Origin of the sequence: Humibacter sp. RRB41, from assembly GCF_022761015.1 — a bacterium.
In the GTDB taxonomy this organism is placed as follows: domain Bacteria; phylum Actinomycetota; class Actinomycetes; order Actinomycetales; family Microbacteriaceae; genus Humibacter.
In genome coordinates, this window is sequence record NZ_JAKWJQ010000001.1 from 211,993 (window position 1) to 236,673 (window position 24,681).

Below are 24,681 nucleotides of genomic sequence, written 5' to 3' on the forward strand. Positions count from 1 at the left end.
GGCGACCACGGTTCCCCGCGCGACACCGAGTTGTACGGCGAGCGAGCGCGTCGAGGGCAGTGCGTCCCCGGCATGCAGCGTGCCGGAATGCACCATCTCGCGGACGCGACTTGCAACATCAGCGACTTTTCCGGACTGGTCCACTCGCATAGCCCCTATCTGGACCAAGTGAGTGGTCCAGCTGCACCATATCGTGATGGCATGAGTGTGATTCCCGAGACCTCGGATGCCGCCCGTGACGAGGCATCCCGAACCCCTTCCATGACCGTGCGCCGCAAGCGTGAACGCCAGTCGCATGACCCCGAGCAGCTGGACGAGATTCTTCAGGAGGGCTACTTCGCCCACGTCGGTATGGTGCGCGACGGACTGCCCGTTGTGCTCCCCTATCTCTACGCGGTCGGGGACCTTGGTGAAGGTCCGCGCCTGCTGTTGCACGGGTCGACCGGTGGCGGAGCCTTCATCCAAGCCGGCAGCCGAGGGATGCCCGTGGCCGTCACGATCACGCATCTCGACGGCCTCGTATACGCGCGTTCCACCAATGACAGTTCGGCGAACTATCGCAGCGCGATGGTGTTCGGGCGGGCGACCGTCGTTCCGGCCGAGCAACGGGCCGAGGCGCTCTGGCAGATCGCGGATCACCTCATGCCCGGGCGTCGCGCCGAGGTTCGCGAGATGACCGACAAGGAGATCGCCGCGACGCAGGTGCTCCAGCTTCCGCTCGACACGGTGAGCGTCAAGGTGCGGTTCGCGGGTGTCGGAGAGGCCGCCGACGACGGCGAGGACCACGGGGTGTGGGCCGGGGTGCTGCCGCTCGCGGTGCATGCGGGGGTGCCGCAAGCATCCGCCTTGACTGAGGCAGCGGATGTCTCGCCGTCGATCCTCGCGGCCGCGGAAGCGCTCGATGCGCGGGCTCGTGATCGTGACGCCCGGCTCGCGGCGATGGGATCGGTCTAGGCGAGGGGGAACGTCTCGGACGGCTAGGAGGCGGGCACTGGCCTGCATCGTGGCAAAGACCGTGGACGCGGGCTTGCACGAGTGAGTGGTCCATCGCGAACCTCGCCCGTTCATGCGCTGCTTCTCACGCGTTCCCACGTGGTCGACTTCGGTCGAAGCGGAATCGGTCGGCGAACGGCGCCCGGTACTGGCGGCGGGACGAGCTCATATTCCGTGCCCCTGCGCCTGATTCGCCAGCGATTGTTGTGGAGGTTCAGGTGATGGAACTTGCAGAGCAGCACGCCGTCGGCGATGTCAGTTCGTCCGTGATCGGCTTCCCACTCGTTATTGTGATGGGCTTCGGTCTGCCAAGCCGGAATCTCGCAGCCGGGCCAGAGGCATCCGCCGTCGCGTGCGGCGAGCACAACCCGTTGCGCTGCCGAGAACGTGCGTTGTGTGCGGCCCAGGTTCAAAGCGCGGCCACTGCGATCTACGGTGATCGGCACGATTCCGCAGTCGCATGCCGTTGCTTGAATGAAAGCCGCGGGGACAGCGTCTGCTGAGCCCTCGAGCACTCCGTCGTGCTCGTCGTCGTGGACGCCGTCGACGCCCACTGTGTCGACGACCGTGATCACGCGTACACCGGGGCGCTTGCCGCGGAAGACCGAACTCTCGTCGCAACCAGCGCCGTCACGTACGACCTGAATGAACGTGTCGAACATCAGCTGGGTGTTGCTGCGGGGATCTTCGGATAGAGCGTTCTCCCACGCTCTGTCTTCGCTCGACATGAATCGCGGGCCTCCGCGCCGGGGGCTCAGCGCAAGGTCGAACAGTTGGGTGAGGAAGACACCGGACTCGTCGTCGGCGACTGCGAGCAGATTCAACGAGCCGTCGGCGTCCCGCCAGGTCTTGAGCGAGCGCTTCTGGTACCGGCGTTCGAACCTGTCGGCAACGCCGTGGGCGTCGATGCGGTCGCGCACCAGTCGAGCGCGTCGCTGCAGATCATCGCGAGGCATTCCTGCGACCGTGTCAGTTGCGTTCCCCGAACCGGGCTCTCGCGTGGCGTACTCGACCAATTCGCTCGCGGCGGCCCGACGATCCTCGACCGGGCACGACTCCGATACGTCGTCCAGCGTTCGCACGATCAGGTGACCGAGTTCTGGCGAGATTTCGCCGGAGTTGATGGCTGTGGTCACGGGGTGTTGCCAAGGCAACACCGGAGCATCGCGAAGGGGCGTCGACGATTCGGATGCCGGAGGCACTGCGTCAGCTTCGCCGAGCAGTTCTCCGATGCGCACTTGGCGACGGGCTTCAGTGGGGGACTCGCCGGTCAGAACCTGCACGAGTCGGGTCGCGGACGGATGGCCGGCGCGCTGGGCCAGCCCGGAATGGCCGAGCTCGCGACGTGAACGCTTGGCGATCTCGCCGGCAGCGATGGAGATCACCCGATCGAGCTCGGCGCGACCCGAACCGGCCTCGGAAAGCAACATTTGCAGGTGGTCGTCGGAGAGCATCCGAATCGACTCGACCAAAGACTCTGCCGCCGCTGCTCGCTGAGGGCGCACAACACCGGGTGTCGAGTGGATGACGGTGAGCTCGCCGTCATCCATCTCGTTGACCAGAGCACACACGTGGCCGACCACGGCGGTGAGGCGACTCAGGTTGGATGACATGCTTCTATCGTAGCCGTGAGATTAGTAGATAGCTGCGAACTGTGGACAAGTTATTCCCTTGTTAACGGGGACGGAAAGTTTGTGACTGTTCGAACCAGCTCGGCATAAATAGAAGATACGTTCTCTCCAAATCGACGCGAGAGTGGCCCGTCCCTGGCAGATTTCCGGCTCGCCCACGCGCTGGGTGGCCGGATCGTCTGACGAGCCGCCAGCCAGCCGCGAACCCGGTGGGTCAGCGGGTCCCTCCGTCTGCCAACGAGGAGGGCAACCGGCCGGCGTCTTCGACGGGCACCAGCATTCGACAGGCGAGCATCAAGCGTCCGCAGGACTCGCGACATCCGCTCGGCCGACGTAAGTTGTGGTTGTCGGCCAACTAGCGAACGGCGGCGACCGCCTCGATCTCGACGAGCTGGTCGTCGTAGCCCAGAACCGTGACGCCCAGCAGCGTGCTCGGAACGTCGTGCTCGCCGAACGTGTCATGCACGACGGCCCAGGCGGCCCCGAGATCCTCCTGCTTCGACGACGCGACCAGCACGCGGGTGCTGATGACGTCGTCGAGGGATGCTCCGGCGGCTTTCAGCGCGAGGGTCAAGTTCTCGAGACACTTCTTCGTCTGCCCGGCGTAATCGCCGACTGCGGCGGTGCTGCCGTCTTGATTGAGGGGGCACGAGCCGGCGAGGAAGATGAGCCGAGCATCCGACGGCGCCGTCGCGGCGTAGGCGTACGGCGCTCCGGGATAGAGCTCGGCGGAGCGGATCAGGGTGACGGCAGTAGGCACCGGGGTGGGTCCTTTCGAGCGGTAGGCGCCTTTTTGAGTCTCGCATCAGCGCTTCCGCCCACTAAGTTCGAGCTGATGTCCGGCCAGCGCGCGCCACTGCGCGCACGGCAGTCCGCGACGTTTCGCCGACCAAGAAAGACGCGTGATGCACATGGATGCAACGGCAATCGCGACCTGGGTACTGGCCGCCGTCACGCTGTTCAGCGCCGGCTTCGTGGTGTGGCAGCTCGTCGACGGCACACGGGCGCGCAAGGCGCAGACGACCTTCCTTCGGCGCCAAGAGACTCTGCGGTTGTACTCGGCCACCCAAGACAGCCGACGGACCTCGAACGTCGGGCTTCCCCGTGACAGCGATGCCGACGGTATTGCGGCGTTCGTTGCGACCGCGATGACGGATGAGACGCATCGCCTCGCAATACGCGATTACCTCAACTACTGGGAGACGATCGCCACAGGCGTGCGGTTCGGCGTTCTCGACGCGGACGTCTTGCACGCCCTGGTCGGACCGCGCCTCGTCTCGGTCTTCGACAACTACCGATCGCACATCGACTGGATCCGCTCGAGCGGAAATCCGTCGAACTTCATGGTGGAACTCGAGCGTCTCGTCGCGGACTGGAGACGGACGTCGGAGCGCTGATCGACGCCTACCCGGGCATCCGTACCAACGAATCCCTGGTCTCGGCGGCGTGCAGGTGCTACCGTCGTCGAGTTCGTGACACGACTTTCGGAGGTGAGACCCATGAACTGCGTATCCCTGTGGGTGCTCCCCTCGAGTTCACGATCGCGCGACTGACTTCGGTGTCGCCGGGAGTGCCTCATAACGGCAATTCCGAAAGGCAACACCATGAATCAACTTCAGTTCTCTGCGCGCACGACGCTTGACGGCGTCCTCGAGCGCGACTTCGCCATCGGCGATGTTCCGGGCGTTCTCTGGTCGCCACCGTCCTTTTCACCCGGCACTCCGCTGATCCTCATGGGGCACGGCGGCGGTCTTCACAAGCGAGCGCCGGGGCTCGTAGCGCGTGCCCGCGCCGCCGTGGTCGACGACGGCTACGTCGTCGCCTCCATCGACGCTCCGGGCCACGGAGCCCGGCCCCGCTCCGACGAAGACCAGCGCTGGGTCGACGCGATGATGGATGCCCGCAAAGCGGGCGAGCCGATCGGCGCTATCGTCGCGGAGTTCAACACGTCACTCGCACGGCGCGCAGTGCCCGAATGGCAGGCGACGATCGACCGACTGCAAGCCCTTCCGGAGATCACGCAGGATGCCCCGATCGGCTACACCGGCATGACCCTGGCGAGCACGATCGGCATTGCGCTCGCCGCGGTGGAGCCGCGCATCCGAGCGGCGATCTTCGGAGGCGTTCTCGCCTACGAGTCCCTTCTCGAGGATGCGCGACGGATCACGATCCCTGTCGAGTTCCTGCTGCCGCTCGACGACGCCGAGCTCCCCCGTGAAGACGGTCTCGCGGTCTTCGACGCGTTCGGCTCACAGGAGAAGACGTTGCACGCGTTCCCGGGCGGCCACTTCCGGGTGCCGACGGAGCGCTTCGACACGAGATTCTTCCCTCGGCACCTCGTGCCAAGCGTCGCCGGCGTCGTGGGCTGACGGAGTCGGCCCCTCGGATGCCACGCCGGCCCGTCACATGAAGGGAGGTTCCAGGGGTACCGGAGACGGGCGGCTCGGCTGCCTGCCACGTTGACGTCGCCATTGCGTGGCGGTCACCGAGTAGTGTCCGAACGATGGGTGCGCTGCTCGGACTGATCGCCGCGATCGCGTACGGCGCTTCCGACTTCGTCGCCGGACTCGCCAGCCGCCGTTCGACGGCCACCAACGTGACGGCCATCGCACTGATCGTCGAGCTGTTGGCATCGATCGTGGCAACAGCCATCTTTCCGGGCTCCGGACCCACCTCGCAGGCCTTGATCTGGGGCGCGGTGAGCGGCATCGGCAGCGCGGTCGGCACACTGGCGCTGTACCAGGGATTCGCCGTCGGCCGCATGAGCATCGTCGCGACACTCGCGGGTGTGCTGACCGTGGTGGTGCCGGCCGTAGTGGGCATCCTGCTCGGCAACAGGGTCTCGGTGCTCATGGCGATCGGTCTGATCGTTGCCGTCGTTGCCGTCGGCTTCACCTCATGGACGCCGCGCGCGTCGGGCGCAGGACGGAGCGGTGCCCTCTACGGCGTCATCGCCGGTGCCGCGTTCGCGTTGCTGTTCATCGCACTCGATCAGGCGGGAACGGCATCTGGGGCGTGGCCGTTGACGGCTGGCCAACTCGTCGCGTGCCTGCTCGTGGCGCCGCTCGTGCTCCGCGGCCTGCGTTCGAGCCCGCCGTCCAGACCCGCGGTCTGGCTCGCGGTCGTCGCTGGGCTCACGGGCGGCCTCGCGGGTCTCGTCTACCTGATCGCGACCGGACTCGGAGAGCTGGTGGTCGTCGCGGTGATCACCGCCATGTATCCCGCCGCGACGGTGCTTCTGGCGCGATTCGTGCTGCATGAGCACTGGACCAGGATGCACGTTGCCGGCCTCATGCTGTCGGTGGTCGCCGTGCTCGCGGTCGCGCTCGGCTAGCCGACGAGTCTGCGCCGCGCCGCGGCATCCGTCAGCAACGCGACGTTGTCGGTGCGCTGCTCCGCGCTGCCGACACCCACGGGGAGCGCCCGGATGCCCGGATCGGTCACCCCGTCCATCAGCTGGGGGATGATGCGCGGGTCGGGGTGCACGTACGGGCGGTCCCAGAACGGAACCGTCGCCTCGGCCACGGAGCTCAGGCCGAGCCCGTTCTGCGCGTCGAGGAGCACCTGGAGTGCGAATGCCAAGTGCTCCTGCCGCTGCTGCCAGGTCTCGTCGTTCGCTGCGCCCGCAAGCCGATCGGCGGTGCTGGTCGCAAGGGAGAGCTGACCGAAGAGCGTGCCGAACCACTTCGAGTACGGCGCCCAGCGGCGCTCGAGCAGGAATGCGAGGTGCATGGCGACGTGCACCAGCCGTGCGGCGATCACGCGCGAGCCGAGCTCGTCTCCCGCGTCGGCGGCGCGGGCCATCAGCGGGAGTTCCTGCTCCAGACGCGACCAGTCGCTCGCGAGCACGTAGCACCAGACGTCGTCGGGGTACCACTCGATCACGCGGCGCACTTCGGCGACCGCGCCCGTCTCATCCGCGAAGACGGGACCTGCCGTGACCTCGAGCACGGCCTGACCCGTGACAGACAGCCAGTCGGATGTCGACATCCCCGCTCGCGGATCGAAGCCCAGCCGGTCGCGCAGGAGCCCCGAGAGCGTGCCGACGTCGACGTGATGCCGCTCATCGACCTGTCCGCTGAAAGCGAATCGCGTCGGCAGCTCGCTGAACGAGGGCGGCAGCGTGCGTGCGAGTTCCGCATCCACAGCCGGAACCATGGCGGGCGGAACGAAGAGGCTCAGTCGCAGACCCCAATCGTGGTCGCGGGACATCGCGTCGTCGAGGCCGAGCACGTCGGAACCGGAACCGAAGCGGCCGGCGGCGTGCGGCATCCCCGGGAACGCGGATGCCAGCAGCGGCCCGACCACCTCGACGTAGTAGGCGCGGGCGAGTTCGATGCCGGTCGGCACGTTCAGCACGGGCTCGATGCTAGCCGTCCAGTCTGAGACGCCTTGACCGGCGGCGCGATCGTCGAGCCCCGCGGATGCCTGTCCGCCGAAACGTCTGTCGGTGACCGTGGTGCCGTCGCTCGCGCTTGATAATGAGCCCGTGGCCGACAGCGACGAGCACTCCGAGCATCCGCGGCGGCACCTCCGGCAGGGCAAAGGCCGGATGGAGGCCATCAGCGACGGAGTCTTCGCTGTGGCGATGACCTTGCTCGTGCTCGACCTGGCGATTCCGTTCGCGAGCGGCTCTCGCGATCTGATCGGCGCTCTCGCCGACGAGTGGCCCGGCTACCTCGGTTTCCTGGTCAGCTTCGCGACGATCGGCGCGATCTGGCTCGGTCACAACACGATGACCGAGTACCTGGACCACGTCGATCCCGCGATACTGCGACTCAACCTGCTTCTGCTCTTCTTCGTCTGCCTGCTCCCGTTCGCGACCGGCCTGCTCGCCGAGTTCTTCAAGACCGACGGCGCCGAGCGCGTTGCGTCGGTCACCTACGGCATCATGCTGCTGCTGTGCTCCGTGCTGCTCTCCGCGGTATGGCGATACGCCGTGGGTGCCAAGCTCGTCTCGCCCGATCTCGATGACGACGAGATCAGCCTGCTGACCACACGGCTCACCCCTGGGCTCGGTGGATACGCCCTGCTCATCGTGCTCGGCGCGTTCTTCCCGAAGGTCTCGATCTTCGGCTATCTGGCCGTTGCGGTCTTCCTGCTGCTGCCGTTCCGGCCGACGCTGAGCCGTCGTGCCGTCCGCGAGCGTCGTTCGCGTCGCCGCAGTGCGGGATGACCGGGGACGGATGCGACGCCACCACTAGCACCGCCCGCACTACCCTTGTCGCGTGGCGATCGAGGACCGGAGCAGGGCTGAACTCGGCGCATTCCTTCGTGCCCGGCGTGAAAGCCTGTCGCGCTCGGATGCCGGGCTTCCGACGATCGGGCGGGCACGCACATCCGGACTGCGACGTGAAGAGGTCTCGTACCTCAGCGGCGTCAGCGTCACCTGGTACACCTGGCTCGAGCAGGGGCGGGACATCCACCCGTCCCGACAGGTGCTCGACGCGCTCGCCCGCACCCTTCGTCTCACCGTCACGGAGCACGCCTACGCGCTCTCACTCGCCGGCTACTCCCCCGCCGTCACCTCTGCGACACCGCCGGTCGCGATCGCGCCGCCGCAGGTGCAACGCCTGATGGATGCCCTCGCCGGCTCCCCCTCTTATACGGTGACGGCCGACTGGCGCATCGCCGGCTGGAACGCCGCGTACGCCGCGCTCTACCCGGGCGTCGCCACCGCCCGCGGCGAGGATCGCAATCTGCTCTGGCTGGTCTTCACCGATCCCTACGTGCGCGAGCTGCTGCCCGACTGGGAGCTGACGAGCCGGCGCTTCGTGGCCGAGTTCCGAGCGGATGCCGGCCCTCGCCTCGGCGATCCCGCCTACCTCGATCTCGTCGCGCGCCTCGAGCAGGCGAGCCCCGAGTTCCGTGCAGCATGGGCCGCGCACGACATCGAGGGATTCGCGTCGCGCGAGCGGTTGTTCCGGCATCCGACCGCGGGCCTGCTGACGCTCGAGCACCACCAGCTCTCGCCGTCCGACCACCCCGACCTGCACATCGTCATCTACACCCCCGTACCCGGAACGGATGCCGCAGAGCGGCTATCCCAGCTCCTCACGCTCCAGTCCCCTGAGCGAACGGCGCGAGTCGAAGAGCCGCCCGCATGAGCCCCTCCCCACCAGCCCTCACCCCCGCAGCGATCACCACCCGCCTCCGAGCCGCAGGTTGCGTCTTCGCCGAAGACGAGGCAACGGTCCTTCTCGCGGATGCCGCCACCCCCGCCGAACTCGAGTCCCGCGTCGCACGCCGCGTCGCGGGCGAACCGCTGGAGTACATCGTCGGCTGGGCCGAGTTCTGCGGTCTTCGCGTCAGCGTCGCGCCCGGAGTCTTCGTTCCGAGGCAGCGCACCACTCTCCTTGTGCGCGAGGCGCTGCGGGTCGCGCCGCGACGTCCCGTCGTGCTCGACCTCTGCTGTGGAGCAGGCGCGATCGGCGCCGCGATCCTCGCCGCTCGATCGGATGCCTCGGTCTACGCCGCCGACATCGACCCCGCGGCGACGGACTGCGCACGCCGAACCCTCGCCGCCCAGCACAGGTCGAGTAGTGCCGCCGGAGGTGACGCTCACCGCTGGTCGAGTAGCGCCGCCGAACGCGACGCGTATCGAGACCCCACACCCCCGTATGTCTACACCGGCGACCTCTACTCCCCGCTTCCCGCCTCCCTGAAGGGCACCGTCGACGTCCTGGCGGTGAACGCTCCGTACGTGCCGACGGACGAGATCGCCTTCATGCCGTCGGAGGCACGAGATCACGAGGCACGTGCGGCACTCGACGGCGGTGCGGACGGACTGGCGCTCCACCGGCGGGTGGCGGACGGAGCGCGAGAATGGCTCACGCTCGGCGGTCACCTCCTCATCGAGACGAGCGAGAGGCAGGCATCCGCGACGGCGGGCATCCTCGAGCACGCCGGCCTGTCGGTGGCGATCGTGCGCGACGACGAGGTGGACGGCACGGCGGTGATCGGCCGCCTCGGCCCGGCCGGCTGATGCGCGGCGAGTCGGGCAGGGCATGCGGCAGCGCCGACTCCTGGAAAACCGCTCAGACGCGACGGATACAATCGAACCCGGGCATCCGCCGATCCCAGCGAGCCGGAATGCCGCCATCACCCGCACGAAAGAAGTCACGTGAGCACAGCCGCGTCTCCGCGCGTCAGCCCGGACCGTTTTTGGATCGTCGCCCTCGTGCGCGCGATCGTCGCTCTCGTCGCCGGCGGCTTCATCACGTTCGACCCCGAGCACTCGGCGCGAGTCGGACTGATCGTGTTCGGGTCCTACGCGCTGGTGGAGGGCATCGTCGTCGGTCTCGGCGCGCTCCTGCTGAAGGATGCCGTCACCAAGTGGCTGTTCGTGGCGCAGGGAATCCTCGGCGTGATCGTGGGCATCGCGGCGCTGTCGCTGAACGGCGCCGGCCTCGGCGTGCTGCTCTACGGCGTCAGCGTGTGGGCGCTGCTCACGGGCTTCGCAGAGCTGTACTGCGGCATCCGTACTCGCGGTCGATCCGAATCGGCACGCGACTGGATGGTCATCGGCGTGCTCACCGTAGTGCTCGCCCTCGTCTACCTGTTCATCCCGCCCGACGCTCTGCTCGCCGTCGGACTTTTCGGCGCCTACGCAGTGATCGTCGGCGTCTACGTGGGAATCGGAGCCTTCACCCTCAAGTTCGGCCTCGCACACGCGAACACCGACGACGAGAACGCATCGGAGAAACACGCGTGACCGACGACAACAAGACGCCAGAAGGGCGCAAGCCGAGCCTGCGCGACAGGATGCGTCCGGTCGAGTTCCTCGGCATCGCCGGCGTGCTCTCGATCTTCGTCTTCCTGATCGTGCTGATGGCGAGCCGCGAGCCGATCCTCGCCCTGATCTTCTTCGGAATCGCATTCATCGTGACGCTCGTCGTCATCGCCCTTTTCGTGCTCGGACTCAAGCCCGACGACGAGGAGCGACGCGATCTCGCGGAGCAGAACCACGAGCATCCCGAGCTTCCCGGCGGCACGGACGGCACGGATGCCGGCCCGAAAGCCCCGCGCAACCCGCACGGCTGAGCCGCTCCCCGCTGGTCGAGTAGCGCCGCCGAAGGCGTCGCGTATCGAGACCTCTCGAGGGAAGGTCTCGATACGTGTCCGCTTCGCGGGCACTACTCGACCAGCGGCGGGCGATGCCGCGGCGCTTACTCCGCCGGCGGAAGGTAGTCGACGAGCTGTGACGCGAGCCCGATGTAACCGGCGGGGGTCAGCGCGAGCAGTCGTGCCTTCGCATCCGCCCCGATGTCGAGCGTCTCGACGAAGACGGCGAGACCCTCCCGGTCCACTCGCTTGCCGCGCGTCAGTTCCTTCAACAGTGCGTACGGGTCGCTGATCGACGAACGTCCAGCGACGACCTCTGCGCGGATCACGGTCTGGATCGCCTCGGCGAGCACCTCCCAGTTGGCGTCGAGATCGGCGGCGAGGGCATCCTCGTTGATCGCGATCTCGTCGAGTCCGCGACGGATGTTGTCGAGCGCCAGCAACGAATGCCCGAGGCCGACGCCGATGTTGCGCTGGGTCGTCGAGTCGGTGAGATCGCGCTGCAGACGGCTGGTGACGAGCGTGGATGCCAGCGAGTCCAGCACCGCGCTGGAGAGTTCGAAGTTCGCCTCGGCGTTCTCGAAGCGGATCGGGTTGATCTTGTGCGGCATTGTCGACGACCCTGTTGCACCGGCCTGCGGAATCTGCCTGAAGTAGCCGAGCGAGATGTAGGTCCAGACATCCGTCGCCAGGTTGTGCAGAATGCGGTTCGCGTGCGCAACGCGGCCGTAGAGCTCGGCCTGCCAGTCGTGCGATTCGATCTGCGTGGTGAGCGGGTTCCAGGTGAGGCCGAGCGAGGAGACGAACTCCTGCGAGATCGCCGGCCAGTCGGCGCTCGGGTCGGCGGCGAGATGCGCCGAGAACGTGCCGGTGGCGCCGCTGAACTTGCCCAGATACTCGCTCGCATCGACCAGGGACGCCACCCGCTCCAGCCGGTACACGAACACCGCGAGCTCCCTGCCCATGGTGGTCGGCGTCGCCGGTTGGCCGTGCGTGTGGGCGAGCATCGGAACATCCCGCAGCTCGACCGCGAGATCGCGCAGCGCATCGATCACCGTGCGCAGCTTCGGCAGCCACACCTCGGTCATGGCCTGCTTCACGGTCAGCGCGTACGAGAGGTTGTTGATGTCTTCGCTCGTGGCGGCGAAGTGGGTCAGCTCGGCGATGGAGTCGAGACCGAGCTCGTGCAGCTTCTCGCGCACCAGGTACTCGACGGCCTTCACGTCGTGCCGGGTCGTCGCCTCGAGTGTGGCGAGGCGGTCGATCTCGCTCTGACCGAAGTCGGTGACGAGCGCATGCAGAGCGGATGCCTGTGCCTGCGTGAGCGGCTCGCTCCCGAACATCCTGTGCGACGTCAGGTACAGCAGCCACTCGACCTCGACCTGTACGCGAGCCCTGTTGAGCCCGGCCTCGGAGAGGAAGTCGCCGAGCTCGACGACGGCGGCCTTGTAGCGGCCGTCGAGCGGGCTGATCGGCTGGGGAGGAAGGGAGGTCATGGTCGTCCTTGTTCTTGGGGTGGCAGGCGCAGGGCCGGTGCCAACTGGGCGAGCAGGGCGCGGTTCGCGCGCTCGATCATGCCGAGCACGGCCGCGAACATCGTGTGGTCCGAGTAATAAGGGTCTGGCACATCCAGTGAATCGGAGCGCGGCGACTCGAAGCTGCGCAGAAGCTGCACCTTGCTGCGGTCGATGTCGTTCGTCGCCCATGCCTTCAGAATGCGTTCGTGGCTGCGATCCAATGCGACCACGAGGTCGAGGCGGTCGAACCAGCCGGAGTCGAACTGCCGTGCGCGGTGAGTCGACCCGTCGTATCCGTGGGCGTGCAGCACTTCCAGCGCGCGCGGGTCGGCCTGCTCGCCGACGTGCCAGTCGCCGGTTCCCGCGGAGGAGACCTGCACACGGTCGCCGAGTCCGGCATCCTCGGCCAGCTGCCGGAACACCACCTCGGCGATGGGCGAGCGGCAGATGTTGCCGCTGCAGACGAAGCAGATTCGGAATCGCGACGGCTCGCGAAGGGAATCCTGCGCCTCCAGCGAATCGGGCGCGAAGGTCATGACTCCATTCTGCTGCAGTGCGGTGCCCCGCGACTCCCCTCCACAGGCGACGGATCCGGTGAATTGTGCGCAAACGACCCGATCTCATGCCCACGACCTCACGATCGTCGCCAAGCTGATGCCGTCGAAGGAGGTGATCGTCTGCACCAGACGACCTTGCACACGGCCCAAGCGGCGGTGCGATACGTGCGTTCGGAGCTCACCGCGGCAACCGCTCAGATTCCGGATGCCTCGCAGCTCGGCTGGCGATCCAGCGCGGAGCGGCTCTTCGAAACGAGACTCGACGAGCTGTCCGGCCTGCTGAAAGACGCGATCGCTGCGTTGGATCTTGCTGACCAGGACCTGAGCGCTCAGCTCGTTCGGGTCCAGAACGATCAGAACCAGCAGAACGAGCGCGAGGCGATGCACAGACAGAACGAACCAGCGGAGGCGAGTGCACGTGTCCGATGACATCGTCATCTCGGGTGGTGGCAGCACCGAGGTGGCCCCGGATGCGCTGTTGACGGCCGAGCGCACGCTCGCAGCCCTCGCAGGCATCCTGGCCGACCTCATCGGGGAGCTGTCTCCTGCGCAGGGGCTGGTCGTCGCACCCGACACCGCGCGACTGGTGGGTGCCGCCGCGTCGCGCATCGGGTCCGCGTCCGCCCAGTCGCGAGAGTTGTCTCGCAGCCTGAACGATGCCGCGGAGCGCTACGGCGCGGCCGAGCGTGGGGCGAACTCGTTCCTCACCGGCCTGAGCGAGGTGGCGGGGTGGGCGCTCGGCGGCCTTGCGCCGCTCGCCGCACTGGCGGCGCTGGCGGCGTTGCCGGGCATCCTGACCGCCGCGGCCGCGACGCTCGGCGTCGGGTCGATCGCGACGGGGTCCCCGCAGGCGTTCCTACGGGATGTCGGCGGGCTGCTGAAGAGCAAGGCCGGCATCCTGCGCGATCCCCGCATGGTCTCGCTGATCCGGCTTGCGGTGTCGGCCGCGGACGACACGATGCTCGGTGCGGCAGGCATCCCGTTGCCGGTGGCGCGACTGCTCGACGATCGGCGCACGGGGGTCTTCGGACTGCACGGCGCGACGACGGCTGTGGTCGGGGGCGCTTCCCTCTTCGGTGCGTTCGAAGACACGCCAGTGCACGTCGAGCAGTCGGGCACCGTTCAGACGGCCCCGCCTGCCGGCTACGAGGAGATCGCCCAGCGCATCCCGCCGTCCCGCACCGACGCGCCGCAGATACGCGTCGAGCACTACGACGGCGCGGACGGCAAGCCCGTCTACATGGTTTACGTCGGCGGAACAGTAGATACGAGTGCGGTCGCCGGCGACGAGCCGTTCGATCTCACGAGCGATCTGACCGGTGTGGCAGGGCTCGGCCCCGCCTCGCTGCGCGCGACGGAACTCGCCATGCAGCAGGCGGGCGTGCAGCAAGGCGACACGGTGATCCCGGTCGGGTACTCGCAGGGCGGCATCGTGGCCACGAGCATCGCGACGTCGGGGCAGTACCACGTGCCGACTCTCGTCACCTTCGGTTCGCCGACCGCGGGCATCGACGTGCCGTCGTCGACCGTCGACGTCGCTGTCGAGCACACCGACGACCTCGTGCCTGCGCTCGGCGGCGAGCCGCGAGAGTTCGACAACGGCGGAGGCGACCGTATCGTGGTCAGCAGGCAGACCTTCAGCGGCGAGATCCCTGAGGGGTCGTCGCCGATCGACGCTCATCTCATGAGCGAATACACGATCACCGCGCACCGCATGGATGCGTCGACCGACCCGCGACTGGCTTCCGCGCTCGCCGCACTTCCGGCCGGCGGCGGAGACGCGAACCTGTATAGGGGCATCCGTGACTGAGCGGGTGTCTGCCTTTGACCTGCCTCAGTGGCGCAGAACGGGCCGGAAGATCAAGCCGAGGATCCAGCTGATGATCGCCAAGATCAGGGCCGCCCAGACGCCGTCCCAGAATCCGTCGACGTGCAGGCCGAAGCCCATCGCGTCGCTGATCCACGACACGATCAGCAGCAGGAGCGCATTGACGACCAGGGAGATGAGGCCGAGCGTCAGCACGTAAAGCGGGAACGCCACGATGCGGATGACAGTGCCCACGATGCCGTTCACCACACCGAAGATCAGCGCGATCAGCAGGTAGGTGAGGAGCAGCGGGAATTCGCCGCCGCTCGGGTCGTACGACTTCACGGTCACGCCACTGACGATCAGCGTCGTGAGCCACAGCGCGAACGCGTTGATGATCAGCTTCAGCAGAAACCTCATGGGAACAGTGTCTCAGGCGCCCGGGGCTGTGCCTAGCGTCGGCGGCGCGCGCCGTCCCACTCTGGCCGCACACTCTGCTCGCGGCATATGGAGGCGCGTAAGTTAGCGGTGTGGATCTCCAGAACGTCGACCGGGTACTTCTGCGCCCGGAGATCGCCGCCCTCAACGCTTACGCGCAGGGCCGCACTCCGAGCGACGACGGCTTCAAACTCTCCAGCAACGAGAATCCGTTCAATCCGCTTCCCGGAGTACTGGATGCCGTCGCCGCCACCAACGCGCTGAACCGCTACCCCGATGGCGCTGCTCTCGCCCTCCGCGATCGTCTCGCCGACCGCTTCGGCGTCGGCACCGCTGAGGTCCACCTCGGCGCGGGGTCGGTCGCCCTGCTCTCCCAGTTCATCAACGCCGCCGCCGGGCCAGGCGATGAGGTGCTCTACGCGTGGCGGTCGTTCGAGGCGTATCCGGGGCTCGTCGTCGTGTCAGGGGCATCGAGCGTCACGGTGCCGCTGCTGCCCGACGCACGTCACGACCTCGACGCGATGGCGGCGGCGATCACGGACCGTACGCGCGTCATCATCGTGTGCACACCGAACAACCCGACGGGGCCGATCGTGACGGCGGCGGAGTTCGAGCGATTCATGGCATCCGTTCCGTCGGACCGGCTCGTGCTGCTCGACGAGGCGTACAGCGAGTTCGTCACCGATCCCGACCGCGTCGACGGCCGCACGTTGATCGGGCGCTACCCGAACCTCGTCGTGCTGCGCACGTTCTCGAAGGCGTACGGCCTGGCAGGCCTGCGCATCGGCTACGCGGTCGGACCCGAGCGCCTGCTGAATGCAGCGAGGGCGGCAGCGATCCCGATGAGTGTGACCGATAACGCGCAGGCGGCGGCGCTGGCGTCCCTCGAGCGGGAGGATGAACTGCTCGCACGTGTTGCCGAGATCGGCGCGCGCCGCGATGCCCTCCGCGACGAGCTCATCGACCAGGGTTGGAACATTCCGACAGCACAGGGCAACTTTCTCTGGCTCCCGACCGGGGAGAACACGGCCGCCGCGGCAGACGCGTTCTTCGATGCAGGGCTCGCGGTTCGCGCGTTCGCGCCCGACGGCATCCGTATCAGTGTCGGAGAGCCCGAATCTGTCGAGTCGGTGCTAAAGATCACGAAAGAGCTTGTCGGCACCCTACGGAAGAACCCCCGAACCGGGCAGTTAGGTTAGTTGGGATGTCTGCCACGAACGACCGATTCGCCACGTCCGCTGGACTCTCCGCTGCGACGGTGCAAGTGCTCACCGAAGACGGACGCTTCGAGCCGACGGATGCCGCGGCCGAGTACCTGCCGTACCTCGATTCGCTGACGGACGACGACTTCCGCCGCTTCTACCGCGACATGGTCGTGGTGCGCGGGTTCGACACCGAGGCAACCAACCTGCAGCGCCAGGGGCAACTCGCCCTCTGGCCGCCGAGCAGCGGTCAGGAGGCCGCGCAGGTCGGATCTGCGTACGCGGCCAAGCCCCAAGACACGATCTTCCCGTCGTATCGCGAACACGTCGTCGCGACGATCCGCGGTGTCGACCCGCTCGACATCATCCGGGTGATGCGCGGCGTGACCAACAGCGGTTGGGACCCAACCGACCCCAAGAACGGCAACGTGCGCGTCTACACGCTCGTGCTCGGCACGCAGGCGCTGCACGCGACCGGCTACGCCATGGGTGTGAAGTTCGACGGCAAGGCCGGGACCGGAAGCGCGCAGTCCGACGAAGCGGTGATCGTCTACTTCGGCGACGGCGCGAGTTCGGAAGGCGACGTCAGCGAGGCGTTCGTCTTCGCCGGCAGCTATCAGACGCCGCAGGTCTTCTTTCTGCAGAACAACCAGTGGGCCATTTCGGTGCCGGTGAAGACTCAGTCGCGCACTCCTCTCTATCTGCGCTCCAGCGGTTTCGGCATTCCGGGAGTGCAGGTCGACGGCAACGACGTGCTGGCCAGCTACGCGGTCACCGCCAAGCAGCTCGACGAAGCGCGCGCAGGCCACGGCCCGAGCCTGATCGAGGCTGTCACGTACCGCATGGGTGCGCACACCACGAGCGACGATCCGACACGGTACCGCACGTCGGACGAGGATGAGCACTGGCGCGGCCGCGACCCGATCGCGCGCATGCGCGCGTTCCTCACCGGTCGCGGTGTCGGCGGTGAATGGTTCGACGCCATCGACGAGGAGGCCGCCGACTACTCGGCGGACATCCGCCGGCGCACGCTCGAGCTGGTCGCACCGGCGGCCGAGCTCATCTTCGACCACGTCTACTCCGAGCCGCACGCCGGCATGGCGGAGCAGCGCGCATGGCTGGAGCGTTACGAGCGCTCCTTCGAAGCGGATGTCCCGGCCGGCTCGACGACTTCGACGCAGGGAGGAGCGGCATGACCGACGTGACGACCGCGCAGCACGTTGCACAGGCATCCGATATTCCGCAGCGCACGCCGTTCCGCACCGGCGTCGAGAGCCTGCCGATGGCCAAGGCACTGAACGCGGGGCTTCGCCAGGCGCTCGCCGACGACGACCACGTCATGCTCATGGGCGAGGACATCGGGCCGCTCGGCGGCGTCTTCCGCATCACGGAGGGGCTTCAGGCAGAGTTCGGCGACCAGCGAGTGATCGACACCCCGCTCGCCGAAGCCGGCATCGTCGGCACCGCGATCGGATTGGCCATGCGCGGCTACCGGCCGGTGTGCGAGATCCAATTCGACGGGTTCGTGTTCCCGGCCTTCGACCAGATCACGACGCAGCTCGCCAAGATCACAGCCAGGCACGAGGGCGCGCTGCGGATGCCCGTGGTCATCCGCATTCCCTACGGCGGTCACATCGGCGCCGTCGAGCACCACCAGGAGAGCCCGGAGGCTTACTTCGCGCACACCCCAGGTCTGCGCGTCGTGAGTCCGTCGACCCCGAACGATGCCTACTGGATGATCCAGGAGTCGATCGCGTCCGACGACCCGGTGGTGTTCCTGGAGCCCAAGAGCCGCTACTGGCCGAAGGGCGAGGTGAACTTCGAGGGGAGCGCAGCGCCGCTGCACGCCAGCCGCGTCGTGCGCACCGGAACGGATGCCACGCTGGTCGGCCACGGAGCGATGGTGAGCGTGCTGCTGCGCGCGGCCGAGATCGCGCAGGAGGAGGGCACCAGCCTCGAGGTCGTCGACCTGCGGTCGCTGTCCCCGATCGACTTCGGCCCGCTGCTGGAGTCGGTGCGCAAGACCGGGCGTCTGGTGGTCGCTCAGGAGGCGCAGGGCTTCGCAAGCCTCGGAAGCGAGATCGCGGCGACGATAGCAGAGAAGGCGTTCTACTCGCTTCAGGCGCCGGTGCTGCGCGTGGCAGGGTTCGACACCCCGTTCCCGCCCGCCAAGCTCGAGGACCTCTACCTGCCCGACGCCGACCGGGTGCTCGAAGCCGTCGACCGCGCACTGGCGTATTGACGTACATCCGCATCGACCCAACAGCTGGTTGAAGTTTCCACAGGCCGCGAGGAGTGCCATGAGTGAGTCCGAGTTTCTGCTGCCGGACGTCGGCGAGGGCCTGACCGAGGCTGAGATCGTCTCGTGGAAGGTCGGACCGGGCGACCCCGTGCACCTCAACGACGTGCTCTGCGAGATCGAGACCGCCAAGTCGCTGGTCGAGCTGCCGTCGCCGTTCGAGGGCGTCGTCGACCGGCTTCTGGTGAACGAGGGTGACACGGTCGAGGTCGGCACGCCGATCATCATTGTCGGCGCGGGCGCGTCAGGCGGCCTTCCGACCGGCGGCGAGGGCTTCGACAACGTGATCGATGTCGACGAGGCGCCCGACGGTGCGGCCGACGCCGGTGTCGACGACGGCGGTGCTGGGGAGCGCGCGGCGCAGGATGCCGCGGCCGAGCAGTTCGCGAACGCGACGGCATCCGCTCTGGTCGAGCGCGAGGGCGACGACCCCAAGCCGGGCGCCGTGCTCGTCGGCTACGGTTCAGCGGGACACGGTGCGAGCAGGCGGCAGGGTCGCGGCAGGGTCGATCCTGCCGGGAGGCATGTGCCGTCCACCGCCGATCTGGTACCGGCGGCGAAGGCGTCTCCCGTGATCGCGAAGCCGCCCATCCGCAAGCTCGCGAAAGATCTCGGTGTCGACCTCGACCTTGTCGCGGGCACCGGTCTGGCCGGCGAGATCACGCGTGACGACGTCGTGCGCCAGGCCAGCCAGGCGAGCGTGTTCCGCAACATCGAGACGCCGGCGTGGGCGGACGAGCGCGAGGAGCGCATCCCGGTGAAGGGGGTGCGCAAAGCGATCGCCACCGCGATGAGCACGAGTGCGTTCAGTGCGCCGCACGTGAGTCTGTTCGTCGACGTCGACGCGACGCGCACCATGGAGTACGTGAAGCGGCTGAAGGCATCCACCGACTTCGCCGGAATCAAGGTGTCGCCGCTGCTCATCATGGCGAAGGCGATGATCTGGGCGGTGCGCCGCAATCCAACCGTGAACTCGACGTGGACAGACGACGAGATCATCGTGCGGCATTACGTGAACCTCGGTGTTGCAGCGGCGACCCCGCGCGGACTCATCGTGCCGAACGTCAAGGAGGCGCAGTCGATGAGCATGCTTGAGCTCGCCCGGTCGCTCGAGCAGCTGACCATCACGGCTCGTGACGGCAAGACGCCGCCCTCCGACATGGCCGGTGGCACGATCACCGTGACGAACATCGGCGTCTTCGGCATGGACACCGGCACGCCGATCCTCAATCCGGGCGAGGTGGGCATCGTGGCACTCGGCACGATCAAGCAGAAGCCGTGGGTCGTGGACGGCGAGGTGCGACCGCGCTTCGTCACGACGCTCGGGGCATCCTTCGATCACCGCGTCGTCGATGGGGATGTCGCCAGCCGCTTCCTCGCCGACGTCGCCGCGATCATCGAGGAGCCGGCGCTGCTGCTGGATTAGCGCGCCGGTTCCTGCCCGGCGCGCCCCCTCTTGACGCGAAAACAGGCTGGTAAGCGCATTCCTCGCGAGAACAGGCAGATTTGGCCTGTTCTCGCGTGATTTGCCTGTTTTCGGGAGGTGGGAGCGCGACCTACTGACCTACTGACCTACTGCCCTACTGCGCGGAGCGGAGTCAGCGCCTTCAGGGCGCGGTCGAGCGCTCCGCCCAGGCCGTAGCGCTCGCCGATCGAGCGCACGGATGCCTGCGCCGCGGCGTCCAGCGGCGCAACCGTCGCGTCCACCTCGGGCAGCTCCACCCGCTCGCCCACCGCGATGACGGGCACCGCGCGCTCCAGGTAGTCGGACGCCGCGGCCAGCTTCGCACGGATACCCGCCGCCATCGGCGTGCTCGGGTCCGCTGCCGCCGCGAGGATGCCGTCGAGGTCGCCGAACTCCCGCAGCAGTCCGGCCGCCGACTTCTCGCCGATGCCCGCGACGCCGGGAAGCCCGTCTGACGGGTCCCCGCGCAGCGCCGCGAAGGCTGCGTACTGCTGCGGCGAGATCCCGTACTTCGCCTCGACGACCGCGTCCGTCACGAGCTCGAGCTTGCTCATGCCCCGTGCCGTGTAGATGATGCGGATGCCCGCCGCGTCGTCGACGAGCTGGAACAGGTCGCGGTCGCCCGTGACGACATCGACCGCGGGCGCTTCGTGCGAGACGGATGTGACGTGCGCGGCGCGGCGGGCCAGGCATCCGATGACGTCGTCGGCCTCGGCCTGCACCGCGCCGACGACGGCGATGCCGAGTGCTCCCAGCAGCTCGCGGATCACCGGGATCTGCGGCACGAGCCCGGCCGGCGTCTCTTCGACGTCGACGCCACCGGGCACCGCCCGCTCGACGCGGTGCTGCTTGTACGACGGGATCTTCTCGACGCGCCACGCCGGTCGCCAGTCATCGTCCCAGCACGCGACGAGCTCGGTCGGCTCGAACTGGGTCACGAGCTTCGCGATGATGTCGAGGAGTCCGCGGATGCCGTTGACCGGCATCCCGTCCGGGGACTTCACCCCCTCTGGCACGCCGTAGAACGCGCGAAAGTACAGAGAAGCGGTGTCGAGCAGCATCAATCGGCCGGCCATGCCCCCGATCCTCCCACTAGCCCTGCCGGTCGAGTAGCGCCGCCTCCGCTACTCGACCGGCGAAAGGTGCGCACACGCCTTGCTGCTTTTGAGTATCATTATCAATAAGCGCCGACAGGATGCCGGCGCCCGCGGCCCGCCCATCGGGGTCAGGCCGTGTTCAGCAGTTCGCATCTCCGACGCTCTTTACGAGTTAGACAGGCACACCCCCCGATGAAGCGTTCCGTCTTCGCCCTTCCCGTCGTCATCGCGGCAACCGCACTCCTCCTCACCGCATGCTCAGCAGCCGGCGCCGATCCAGCCTCGTCGGGCGCGGCATCCGGCCCGATCAAGGTCGTCGCCTCCACCAATGTGTGGGGCGACATCGCCGGTGTGATCGGCGGCGACCACGTCTCGGTCACGTCGATCATCGACGACCCGAACCAAGACCCGCACGACTACCAGGCCAGCGCCCGCAACCAGCTCGCCATCTCACAGGCGAAGATCGTCATCACCAACGGGGGCGGATACGACGACTTCGTCACCACCATGGTGAAGGCCGCGAACACGTCGCCGACCGAGCTGAACGCGGCGACCATCTCCGGGTACGACCAGCATCCGTCCGACGGCGACTTCAACGAGCACCTCTGGTACGACTTCCCCACCGTCGACAAGGTCGCCTCGAAGATCGCGGCGGCCTACGCGAAGGCCAGGCCGGCCGATGCGGCGACGTTCGCTGCGAACGAGAAGAAGTTCGAGGCATCCGTCGCGAAGCTCACCGCGACAGAGGCCCAGTTGAAGCAGACGTACGCAGGCAAGGGGGCGGCCATCACCGAGCCCGTTCCGCTTTACATGCTGAACGCCATCGGACTCGTCGACAAGACGCCGCAGAAGTTCAGCGAGGCGATCGAGAACGACACGGATGTCGCCCCCTCCGTTCTCGAGCAGACCCTCGCGCTGTTCTCGTCCCGCTCCGTCGCCCTGCTCGCCTACAACGAGCAGACGACCGGCGCGCAGACCCAGCAGGTGCTCAGCGCGGCCAAATCGAACGACGTGCCCGTCGTGCCCGTCACAGAGACGCTGCCAGACGGCAAGACCTATCTCACCTGGATGCGCAGCAATCTCGACAACATCGGCGCCGCGCTGAAGAAGTCGCGATGATCCGAGCACTGCGATGAGCGTGACAGGAACGCGTGGAGACGAACGTGGCGTAGTGTCCGGATTCGTGACCACCGAAGCCGGGCCGACGACAGAGGCACAGCCTGCCGGCGCCATGGACTCCACGGATGTGACGGCTCGCGCTTCGGCGGCGCCGCAGGCGGCATCCCTCGAATCGGTCCTCAGCCTGCGCGACGCGACGCTGGGCTTCGCGGACCGCCCGTTGTGGTCCGGCCTCGACCTCGACGTGCACGCCGGCGAGTTCATCGCGGTGCTCGGCGCGAACGGGTCGGGCAAGACCAGCCTGCTCAAGGTCATCCTCGGCCAGCAGAAGCTGCAGTCGGGCTCGGTGGATTTCGGCGGTGAGCCGGTGACGCGTGGCAATCGCCGCATCGGATACATCCCTCAGCAGAAGCTCGCCGATGAGGGCACGCCGCTGCGCGCACGTGACCTGGTCGGGCTCGGTGTCGATGGGCACCGCTGGGGTGTTCCGTGGCCGTCGAAGAAGCGCAAACAGCGCATCGACGAGTTGCTGGATGCCGTCGGCGCGGCCTCGTACGCGAAGGTCCCGATCTCGACGCTGTCCGGCGGCGAGCAGCAGAGGCTGCGTGTCGGGCAGGCGCTCGCCGGCGACCCGCGGCTGCTGCTCTGCGACGAGCCTCTGCTCTCGCTCGACCTCGCGCACCAGCGTGCGGTCAGCGAGTTGATCGACCGGCACCGGCGTGAGCGTCAGCTCGGCGTGCTCTTCGTCACGCACGACGTGAACCCGGTGCTCGACCTCGTCGACCGGGTGCTCTACCTCGCGGGCGGACGCTTCCGCATCGGCACACCCGACCAGGTGCTGCGCAGCGAGGTGCTCAGCGAGCTGTACGGGTCGCCAGTGGACGTCATCCGCACCCGCGGCCGCATCGTCGTCGTCGGCACGTCGGATGCCCCCGGCGCGCACCCCGACGGATCTCACGCCCACCACGACGAGCAGCACGACCCGGCGCACGACGCCGAGGCAACAGCGCCATTTGCGCTTAACAGCGCCACTTCGACTGGCGCGGTTAAGCGCAAATGGCGCAGTAGTGACGACGGGACGGAGGAACCGTGACGGATGCCGTCGACTGGTGGTCGCAGATCTTCAACTTCACCGACTATGGCCAGCTGCTCGTTCTGCTGCGCAACTCGATCCTGGCCGGCGCTGTGCTCGGCGTCGTCGGCGGTCTCATCGGCGTCTTCGTGATGTCGCGCGACATGGCATTCGCCGTGCACGGCATCAGCGAGCTGTCGTTCGCCGGGGCATCCGCCGGCCTGCTGTTCGGGGTGGGCGTCGTGCAGGGGTCGATCGTGGGGTCGCTGATCGCGGCGCTTCTGATCGGGCTGCTGGGTTCGCGGGCGAGAGAACGCAACTCGATCACGGCGGTGCTCATGCCGTTCGGGCTCGGGTTGGGCATCCTGTGCCTGGCCCTCTACCCTGGCCGATCGGCGAACAAGTTCGGGCTGCTCACAGGGCAGATCGTCGCCATCGACAACCCGCAGATCGGTGCGCTGCTGATCATCTCGATCGTCGTGGTGCTCGGTCTGGCCGTCGTGTGGCGCCCGCTCATGTTCGCGAGCGTGGATGCCGATGTCGCGGCCGCCCGCGGCGTTCCGACCCGCGCCCTGTCGATCGTGTTCATGCTGCTGCTCGGCCTTGCGGTGGCCGTATCGGTGCAGATCGTCGGTGCGCTGCTCGTGCTCTCGATCCTCGTCACGCCGGCCGCCGCCGCGCTCAAGGTGACGTCGTCCCCGCTCTGGGTCCCGGTGCTCAGCGTGGTGTTCGGGGTCGTGTCGATGGTCGGCGGCATCATGCTGGCGCTCGGCGGGAGCGTGCCGATCAGCCCGTACGTCACGACGATCTCGTTCCTCATCTACGTGGTGTGTCGCGTGATCGCGTGGGCTCGCAAACGCCGAGGCATCAGCGGTCGACGGATGCCCGTTCCCGCCCTCGCCCCGCGGCGCACCCCCGCGCCGGTGGAGGCGCCATGAAGCGCAATACGTGGCAGCGCGAGGCCGTGCGCGAGGCGCTGACCTCCAACGACGGGTTCGTGAGTGCGCAGAGCCTGCACACAGGGCTCCGCGAGCACGGATCGCCGATCGGGCTCGCGACCGTCTACCGTGCCCTCGCCGATCTGGCGTCGGAGGGCGAGGCCGACTCCCTGCAGTCTCCAGAGGGCGAGGCCCTGTACCGCGCGTGCTCGACCAGCGGTCACCACCATCACCTGATCTGCCGCAGGTGCGGCACGACGGTGGAGATCGCGGCGGACGACGTGGAGCAGTGGGCGCAACGAGTGGCATCCGAGCATGGCTTCACGGATGCCCGCCATGTCGTCGACGTCTTCGGCCTCTGCGCGACCTGCACGGCGCTCGAAGCGGCATCCGCTTCAGCACCGCCGATTTGAGCAGACCGGCCCGGTCGCGTAGACTAACCGTTTGTCTGTGCAGACTCCTCTGCACGGTTCGCCCACACA

Annotated in this window: 26 protein-coding genes and 1 pseudogene; 19 read left to right on the forward strand and 8 right to left on the reverse strand. The window is 67.7% G+C overall.

Annotated features, from left to right (window positions below; translation table 11 throughout):
- Window positions 1-6 precede the first annotated feature (6 nt).
- A pseudogene (locus MJ603_RS18685) lies at window positions 7-297 on the reverse strand (GntR family transcriptional regulator); the annotation flags it as partial.
- Between MJ603_RS18685 and MJ603_RS01090 the strand changes: the two are divergent.
- Window positions 202-954, forward strand: coding sequence for a pyridoxamine 5'-phosphate oxidase family protein (locus tag MJ603_RS01090; protein ID WP_243061817.1), 753 nt, complete (start codon window positions 202-204; stop codon window positions 952-954). The pseudogene MJ603_RS18685 and the gene MJ603_RS01090 sit on opposite strands and share 96 nt — an antisense overlap.
- Before the next feature lie 110 nt (window positions 955-1,064).
- Here the strand turns inward: MJ603_RS01090 and MJ603_RS01095 are convergent, their stop codons facing one another.
- Both MJ603_RS01095 and MJ603_RS01100 read right to left on the reverse strand, forming a co-directional pair.
- Window positions 1,065-2,606 carry an HNH endonuclease signature motif containing protein gene (locus MJ603_RS01095; protein ID WP_243061818.1) on the reverse strand — a complete coding sequence of 514 codons (1,542 nt, stop codon included), beginning with the start codon at window positions 2,604-2,606 and terminating at the stop codon, window positions 1,065-1,067.
- Between the two features lie 373 nt (window positions 2,607-2,979).
- On the reverse strand, window positions 2,980-3,384 hold the full coding sequence (locus MJ603_RS01100; protein WP_243061819.1) for a RidA family protein: 405 nt from the start codon (window positions 3,382-3,384) through the stop codon (window positions 2,980-2,982).
- Between the two features lie 151 nt (window positions 3,385-3,535).
- Here MJ603_RS01100 and MJ603_RS01105 point away from each other — a divergent pair, with 151 nt between their 5' ends.
- The 3 genes from MJ603_RS01105 (at window position 3,536) to MJ603_RS01115 (ending at window position 5,958) form a co-directional block, all read left to right on the forward strand.
- The gene (locus MJ603_RS01105) at window positions 3,536-4,021 is read left to right on the forward strand and encodes a DUF4760 domain-containing protein (protein WP_243061820.1); all 486 of its coding nucleotides are present in this window, start codon (window positions 3,536-3,538) and stop codon (window positions 4,019-4,021) included.
- 207 nt (window positions 4,022-4,228) lie between these two features.
- Window positions 4,229-4,993, forward strand: a complete 765-nt coding sequence (locus MJ603_RS01110) for a dienelactone hydrolase family protein (protein WP_243061821.1) — start codon at window positions 4,229-4,231, stop codon at window positions 4,991-4,993.
- A gap of 134 nt (window positions 4,994-5,127) precedes the next feature.
- Window positions 5,128-5,958: a DMT family transporter gene (locus MJ603_RS01115; RefSeq protein WP_243061822.1), complete on the forward strand. Its 831-nt coding sequence runs from the start codon at window positions 5,128-5,130 to the stop codon at window positions 5,956-5,958.
- Here MJ603_RS01115 and MJ603_RS01120 read toward each other — a convergent pair.
- Window positions 5,955-6,983, reverse strand: coding sequence for a DUF4037 domain-containing protein (locus MJ603_RS01120; protein ID WP_243061823.1), 1,029 nt, complete (start codon window positions 6,981-6,983; stop codon window positions 5,955-5,957). The two genes, MJ603_RS01115 and MJ603_RS01120, sit on opposite strands and share 4 nt — an antisense overlap.
- A gap of 130 nt (window positions 6,984-7,113) precedes the next feature.
- Between MJ603_RS01120 and MJ603_RS01125 the strand changes: the two genes are divergently transcribed.
- The 5 genes from MJ603_RS01125 to MJ603_RS01145 all read left to right on the forward strand — a co-directional run bounded on the left by MJ603_RS01125 (window position 7,114) and on the right by MJ603_RS01145 (window position 10,667).
- Window positions 7,114-7,800 (forward strand): TMEM175 family protein, encoded by a 687-nt coding sequence (locus MJ603_RS01125; protein WP_243061824.1) that lies wholly within the window; start codon window positions 7,114-7,116, stop codon window positions 7,798-7,800.
- Between the two features lie 58 nt (window positions 7,801-7,858).
- Window positions 7,859-8,731 carry a helix-turn-helix transcriptional regulator gene (locus MJ603_RS01130; protein WP_243062696.1) on the forward strand — a complete coding sequence of 291 codons (873 nt, stop codon included), beginning with the start codon at window positions 7,859-7,861 and terminating at the stop codon, window positions 8,729-8,731.
- Window positions 8,728-9,609 carry a methyltransferase gene (locus tag MJ603_RS01135; protein ID WP_243061825.1) on the forward strand — a complete coding sequence of 294 codons (882 nt, stop codon included), beginning with the start codon at window positions 8,728-8,730 and terminating at the stop codon, window positions 9,607-9,609. The genes MJ603_RS01130 and MJ603_RS01135 overlap by 4 nt, the downstream gene beginning before the upstream one ends.
- Before the next feature lie 138 nt (window positions 9,610-9,747).
- Window positions 9,748-10,338 carry an HdeD family acid-resistance protein gene (locus MJ603_RS01140; protein ID WP_243061826.1) on the forward strand — a complete coding sequence of 197 codons (591 nt, stop codon included), beginning with the start codon at window positions 9,748-9,750 and terminating at the stop codon, window positions 10,336-10,338.
- Window positions 10,335-10,667: a hypothetical protein gene (locus MJ603_RS01145; RefSeq protein ID WP_243061827.1), complete on the forward strand. Its 333-nt coding sequence runs from the start codon at window positions 10,335-10,337 to the stop codon at window positions 10,665-10,667. The genes MJ603_RS01140 and MJ603_RS01145 overlap by 4 nt, the downstream gene beginning before the upstream one ends.
- Window positions 10,668-10,792: 125 nt before the next feature.
- Here the strand turns inward: MJ603_RS01145 and purB are convergent, their stop codons facing one another.
- The gene (gene purB / locus MJ603_RS01150; RefSeq protein ID WP_243061828.1) at window positions 10,793-12,184 is read right to left on the reverse strand and encodes an adenylosuccinate lyase; all 1,392 of its coding nucleotides are present in this window, start codon (window positions 12,182-12,184) and stop codon (window positions 10,793-10,795) included.
- Window positions 12,181-12,741: a low molecular weight protein-tyrosine-phosphatase gene (locus tag MJ603_RS01155; protein ID WP_243061829.1), complete on the reverse strand. Its 561-nt coding sequence runs from the start codon at window positions 12,739-12,741 to the stop codon at window positions 12,181-12,183. Before MJ603_RS01155 ends, purB begins: the two co-directional genes overlap by 4 nt.
- A 156-nt stretch (window positions 12,742-12,897) precedes the next feature.
- Here MJ603_RS01155 and MJ603_RS01160 point away from each other — a divergent pair, with 156 nt between their 5' ends.
- A complete protein-coding gene (locus MJ603_RS01160; RefSeq protein WP_243061830.1) occupies window positions 12,898-13,191 on the forward strand; it encodes a hypothetical protein in 294 nt (97 codons plus the stop codon).
- A complete protein-coding gene (locus MJ603_RS01165) occupies window positions 13,181-14,572 on the forward strand; it encodes a hypothetical protein (protein WP_243061831.1) in 1,392 nt (463 codons plus the stop codon). Before MJ603_RS01160 ends, MJ603_RS01165 begins: the two co-directional genes overlap by 11 nt.
- Window positions 14,573-14,596: 24 nt before the next feature.
- On the opposite strand, the gene MJ603_RS01170 is transcribed toward MJ603_RS01165, so the two are convergent.
- Window positions 14,597-14,989: a phage holin family protein gene (locus MJ603_RS01170; RefSeq protein WP_243061832.1), complete on the reverse strand. Its 393-nt coding sequence runs from the start codon at window positions 14,987-14,989 to the stop codon at window positions 14,597-14,599.
- 110 nt (window positions 14,990-15,099) lie between these two features.
- Between MJ603_RS01170 and MJ603_RS01175 the strand changes: the two genes are divergently transcribed.
- The 4 genes from MJ603_RS01175 (at window position 15,100) to MJ603_RS01190 (ending at window position 19,934) form a co-directional block, all read left to right on the forward strand.
- Window positions 15,100-16,206 (forward strand): histidinol-phosphate transaminase, encoded by a 1,107-nt coding sequence (locus MJ603_RS01175; RefSeq protein WP_243061833.1) that lies wholly within the window; start codon window positions 15,100-15,102, stop codon window positions 16,204-16,206.
- A gap of 5 nt (window positions 16,207-16,211) precedes the next feature.
- On the forward strand, window positions 16,212-17,405 hold the full coding sequence (pdhA, locus tag MJ603_RS01180) for a pyruvate dehydrogenase (acetyl-transferring) E1 component subunit alpha (protein WP_243061834.1): 1,194 nt from the start codon (window positions 16,212-16,214) through the stop codon (window positions 17,403-17,405).
- Window positions 17,406-17,491: 86 nt separating this feature from the next.
- A complete protein-coding gene (locus tag MJ603_RS01185) occupies window positions 17,492-18,451 on the forward strand; it encodes an alpha-ketoacid dehydrogenase subunit beta (protein WP_243062697.1) in 960 nt (319 codons plus the stop codon).
- Between the two features lie 58 nt (window positions 18,452-18,509).
- Window positions 18,510-19,934 (forward strand): dihydrolipoamide acetyltransferase family protein, encoded by a 1,425-nt coding sequence (locus tag MJ603_RS01190; protein WP_243061835.1) that lies wholly within the window; start codon window positions 18,510-18,512, stop codon window positions 19,932-19,934.
- 146 nt (window positions 19,935-20,080) lie between these two features.
- Here the strand turns inward: MJ603_RS01190 and MJ603_RS01195 are convergent, their stop codons facing one another.
- Window positions 20,081-21,049, reverse strand: a complete 969-nt coding sequence (locus tag MJ603_RS01195) for a 5'-3' exonuclease (RefSeq protein WP_243061836.1) — start codon at window positions 21,047-21,049, stop codon at window positions 20,081-20,083.
- Between the two features lie 213 nt (window positions 21,050-21,262).
- On the opposite strand from MJ603_RS01195, the gene MJ603_RS01200 reads away from it, so the two are divergent.
- The 4 genes from MJ603_RS01200 (at window position 21,263) to MJ603_RS01215 (ending at window position 24,612) form a co-directional block, all read left to right on the forward strand.
- A complete protein-coding gene (locus tag MJ603_RS01200) occupies window positions 21,263-22,189 on the forward strand; it encodes a metal ABC transporter solute-binding protein, Zn/Mn family (RefSeq protein WP_243061837.1) in 927 nt (308 codons plus the stop codon).
- Window positions 22,190-22,301: 112 nt separating this feature from the next.
- Window positions 22,302-23,282, forward strand: coding sequence for a metal ABC transporter ATP-binding protein (locus MJ603_RS01205; RefSeq protein ID WP_243062698.1), 981 nt, complete (start codon window positions 22,302-22,304; stop codon window positions 23,280-23,282).
- Window positions 23,279-24,199: a metal ABC transporter permease gene (locus MJ603_RS01210; protein WP_243061838.1), complete on the forward strand. Its 921-nt coding sequence runs from the start codon at window positions 23,279-23,281 to the stop codon at window positions 24,197-24,199. Before MJ603_RS01205 ends, MJ603_RS01210 begins: the two co-directional genes overlap by 4 nt.
- Complete coding sequence (locus MJ603_RS01215; RefSeq protein ID WP_243061839.1) at window positions 24,196-24,612, forward strand: Fur family transcriptional regulator; 417 nt, start codon at window positions 24,196-24,198, stop codon at window positions 24,610-24,612. Before MJ603_RS01210 ends, MJ603_RS01215 begins: the two co-directional genes overlap by 4 nt.
- Window positions 24,613-24,681 lie beyond the last annotated feature (69 nt).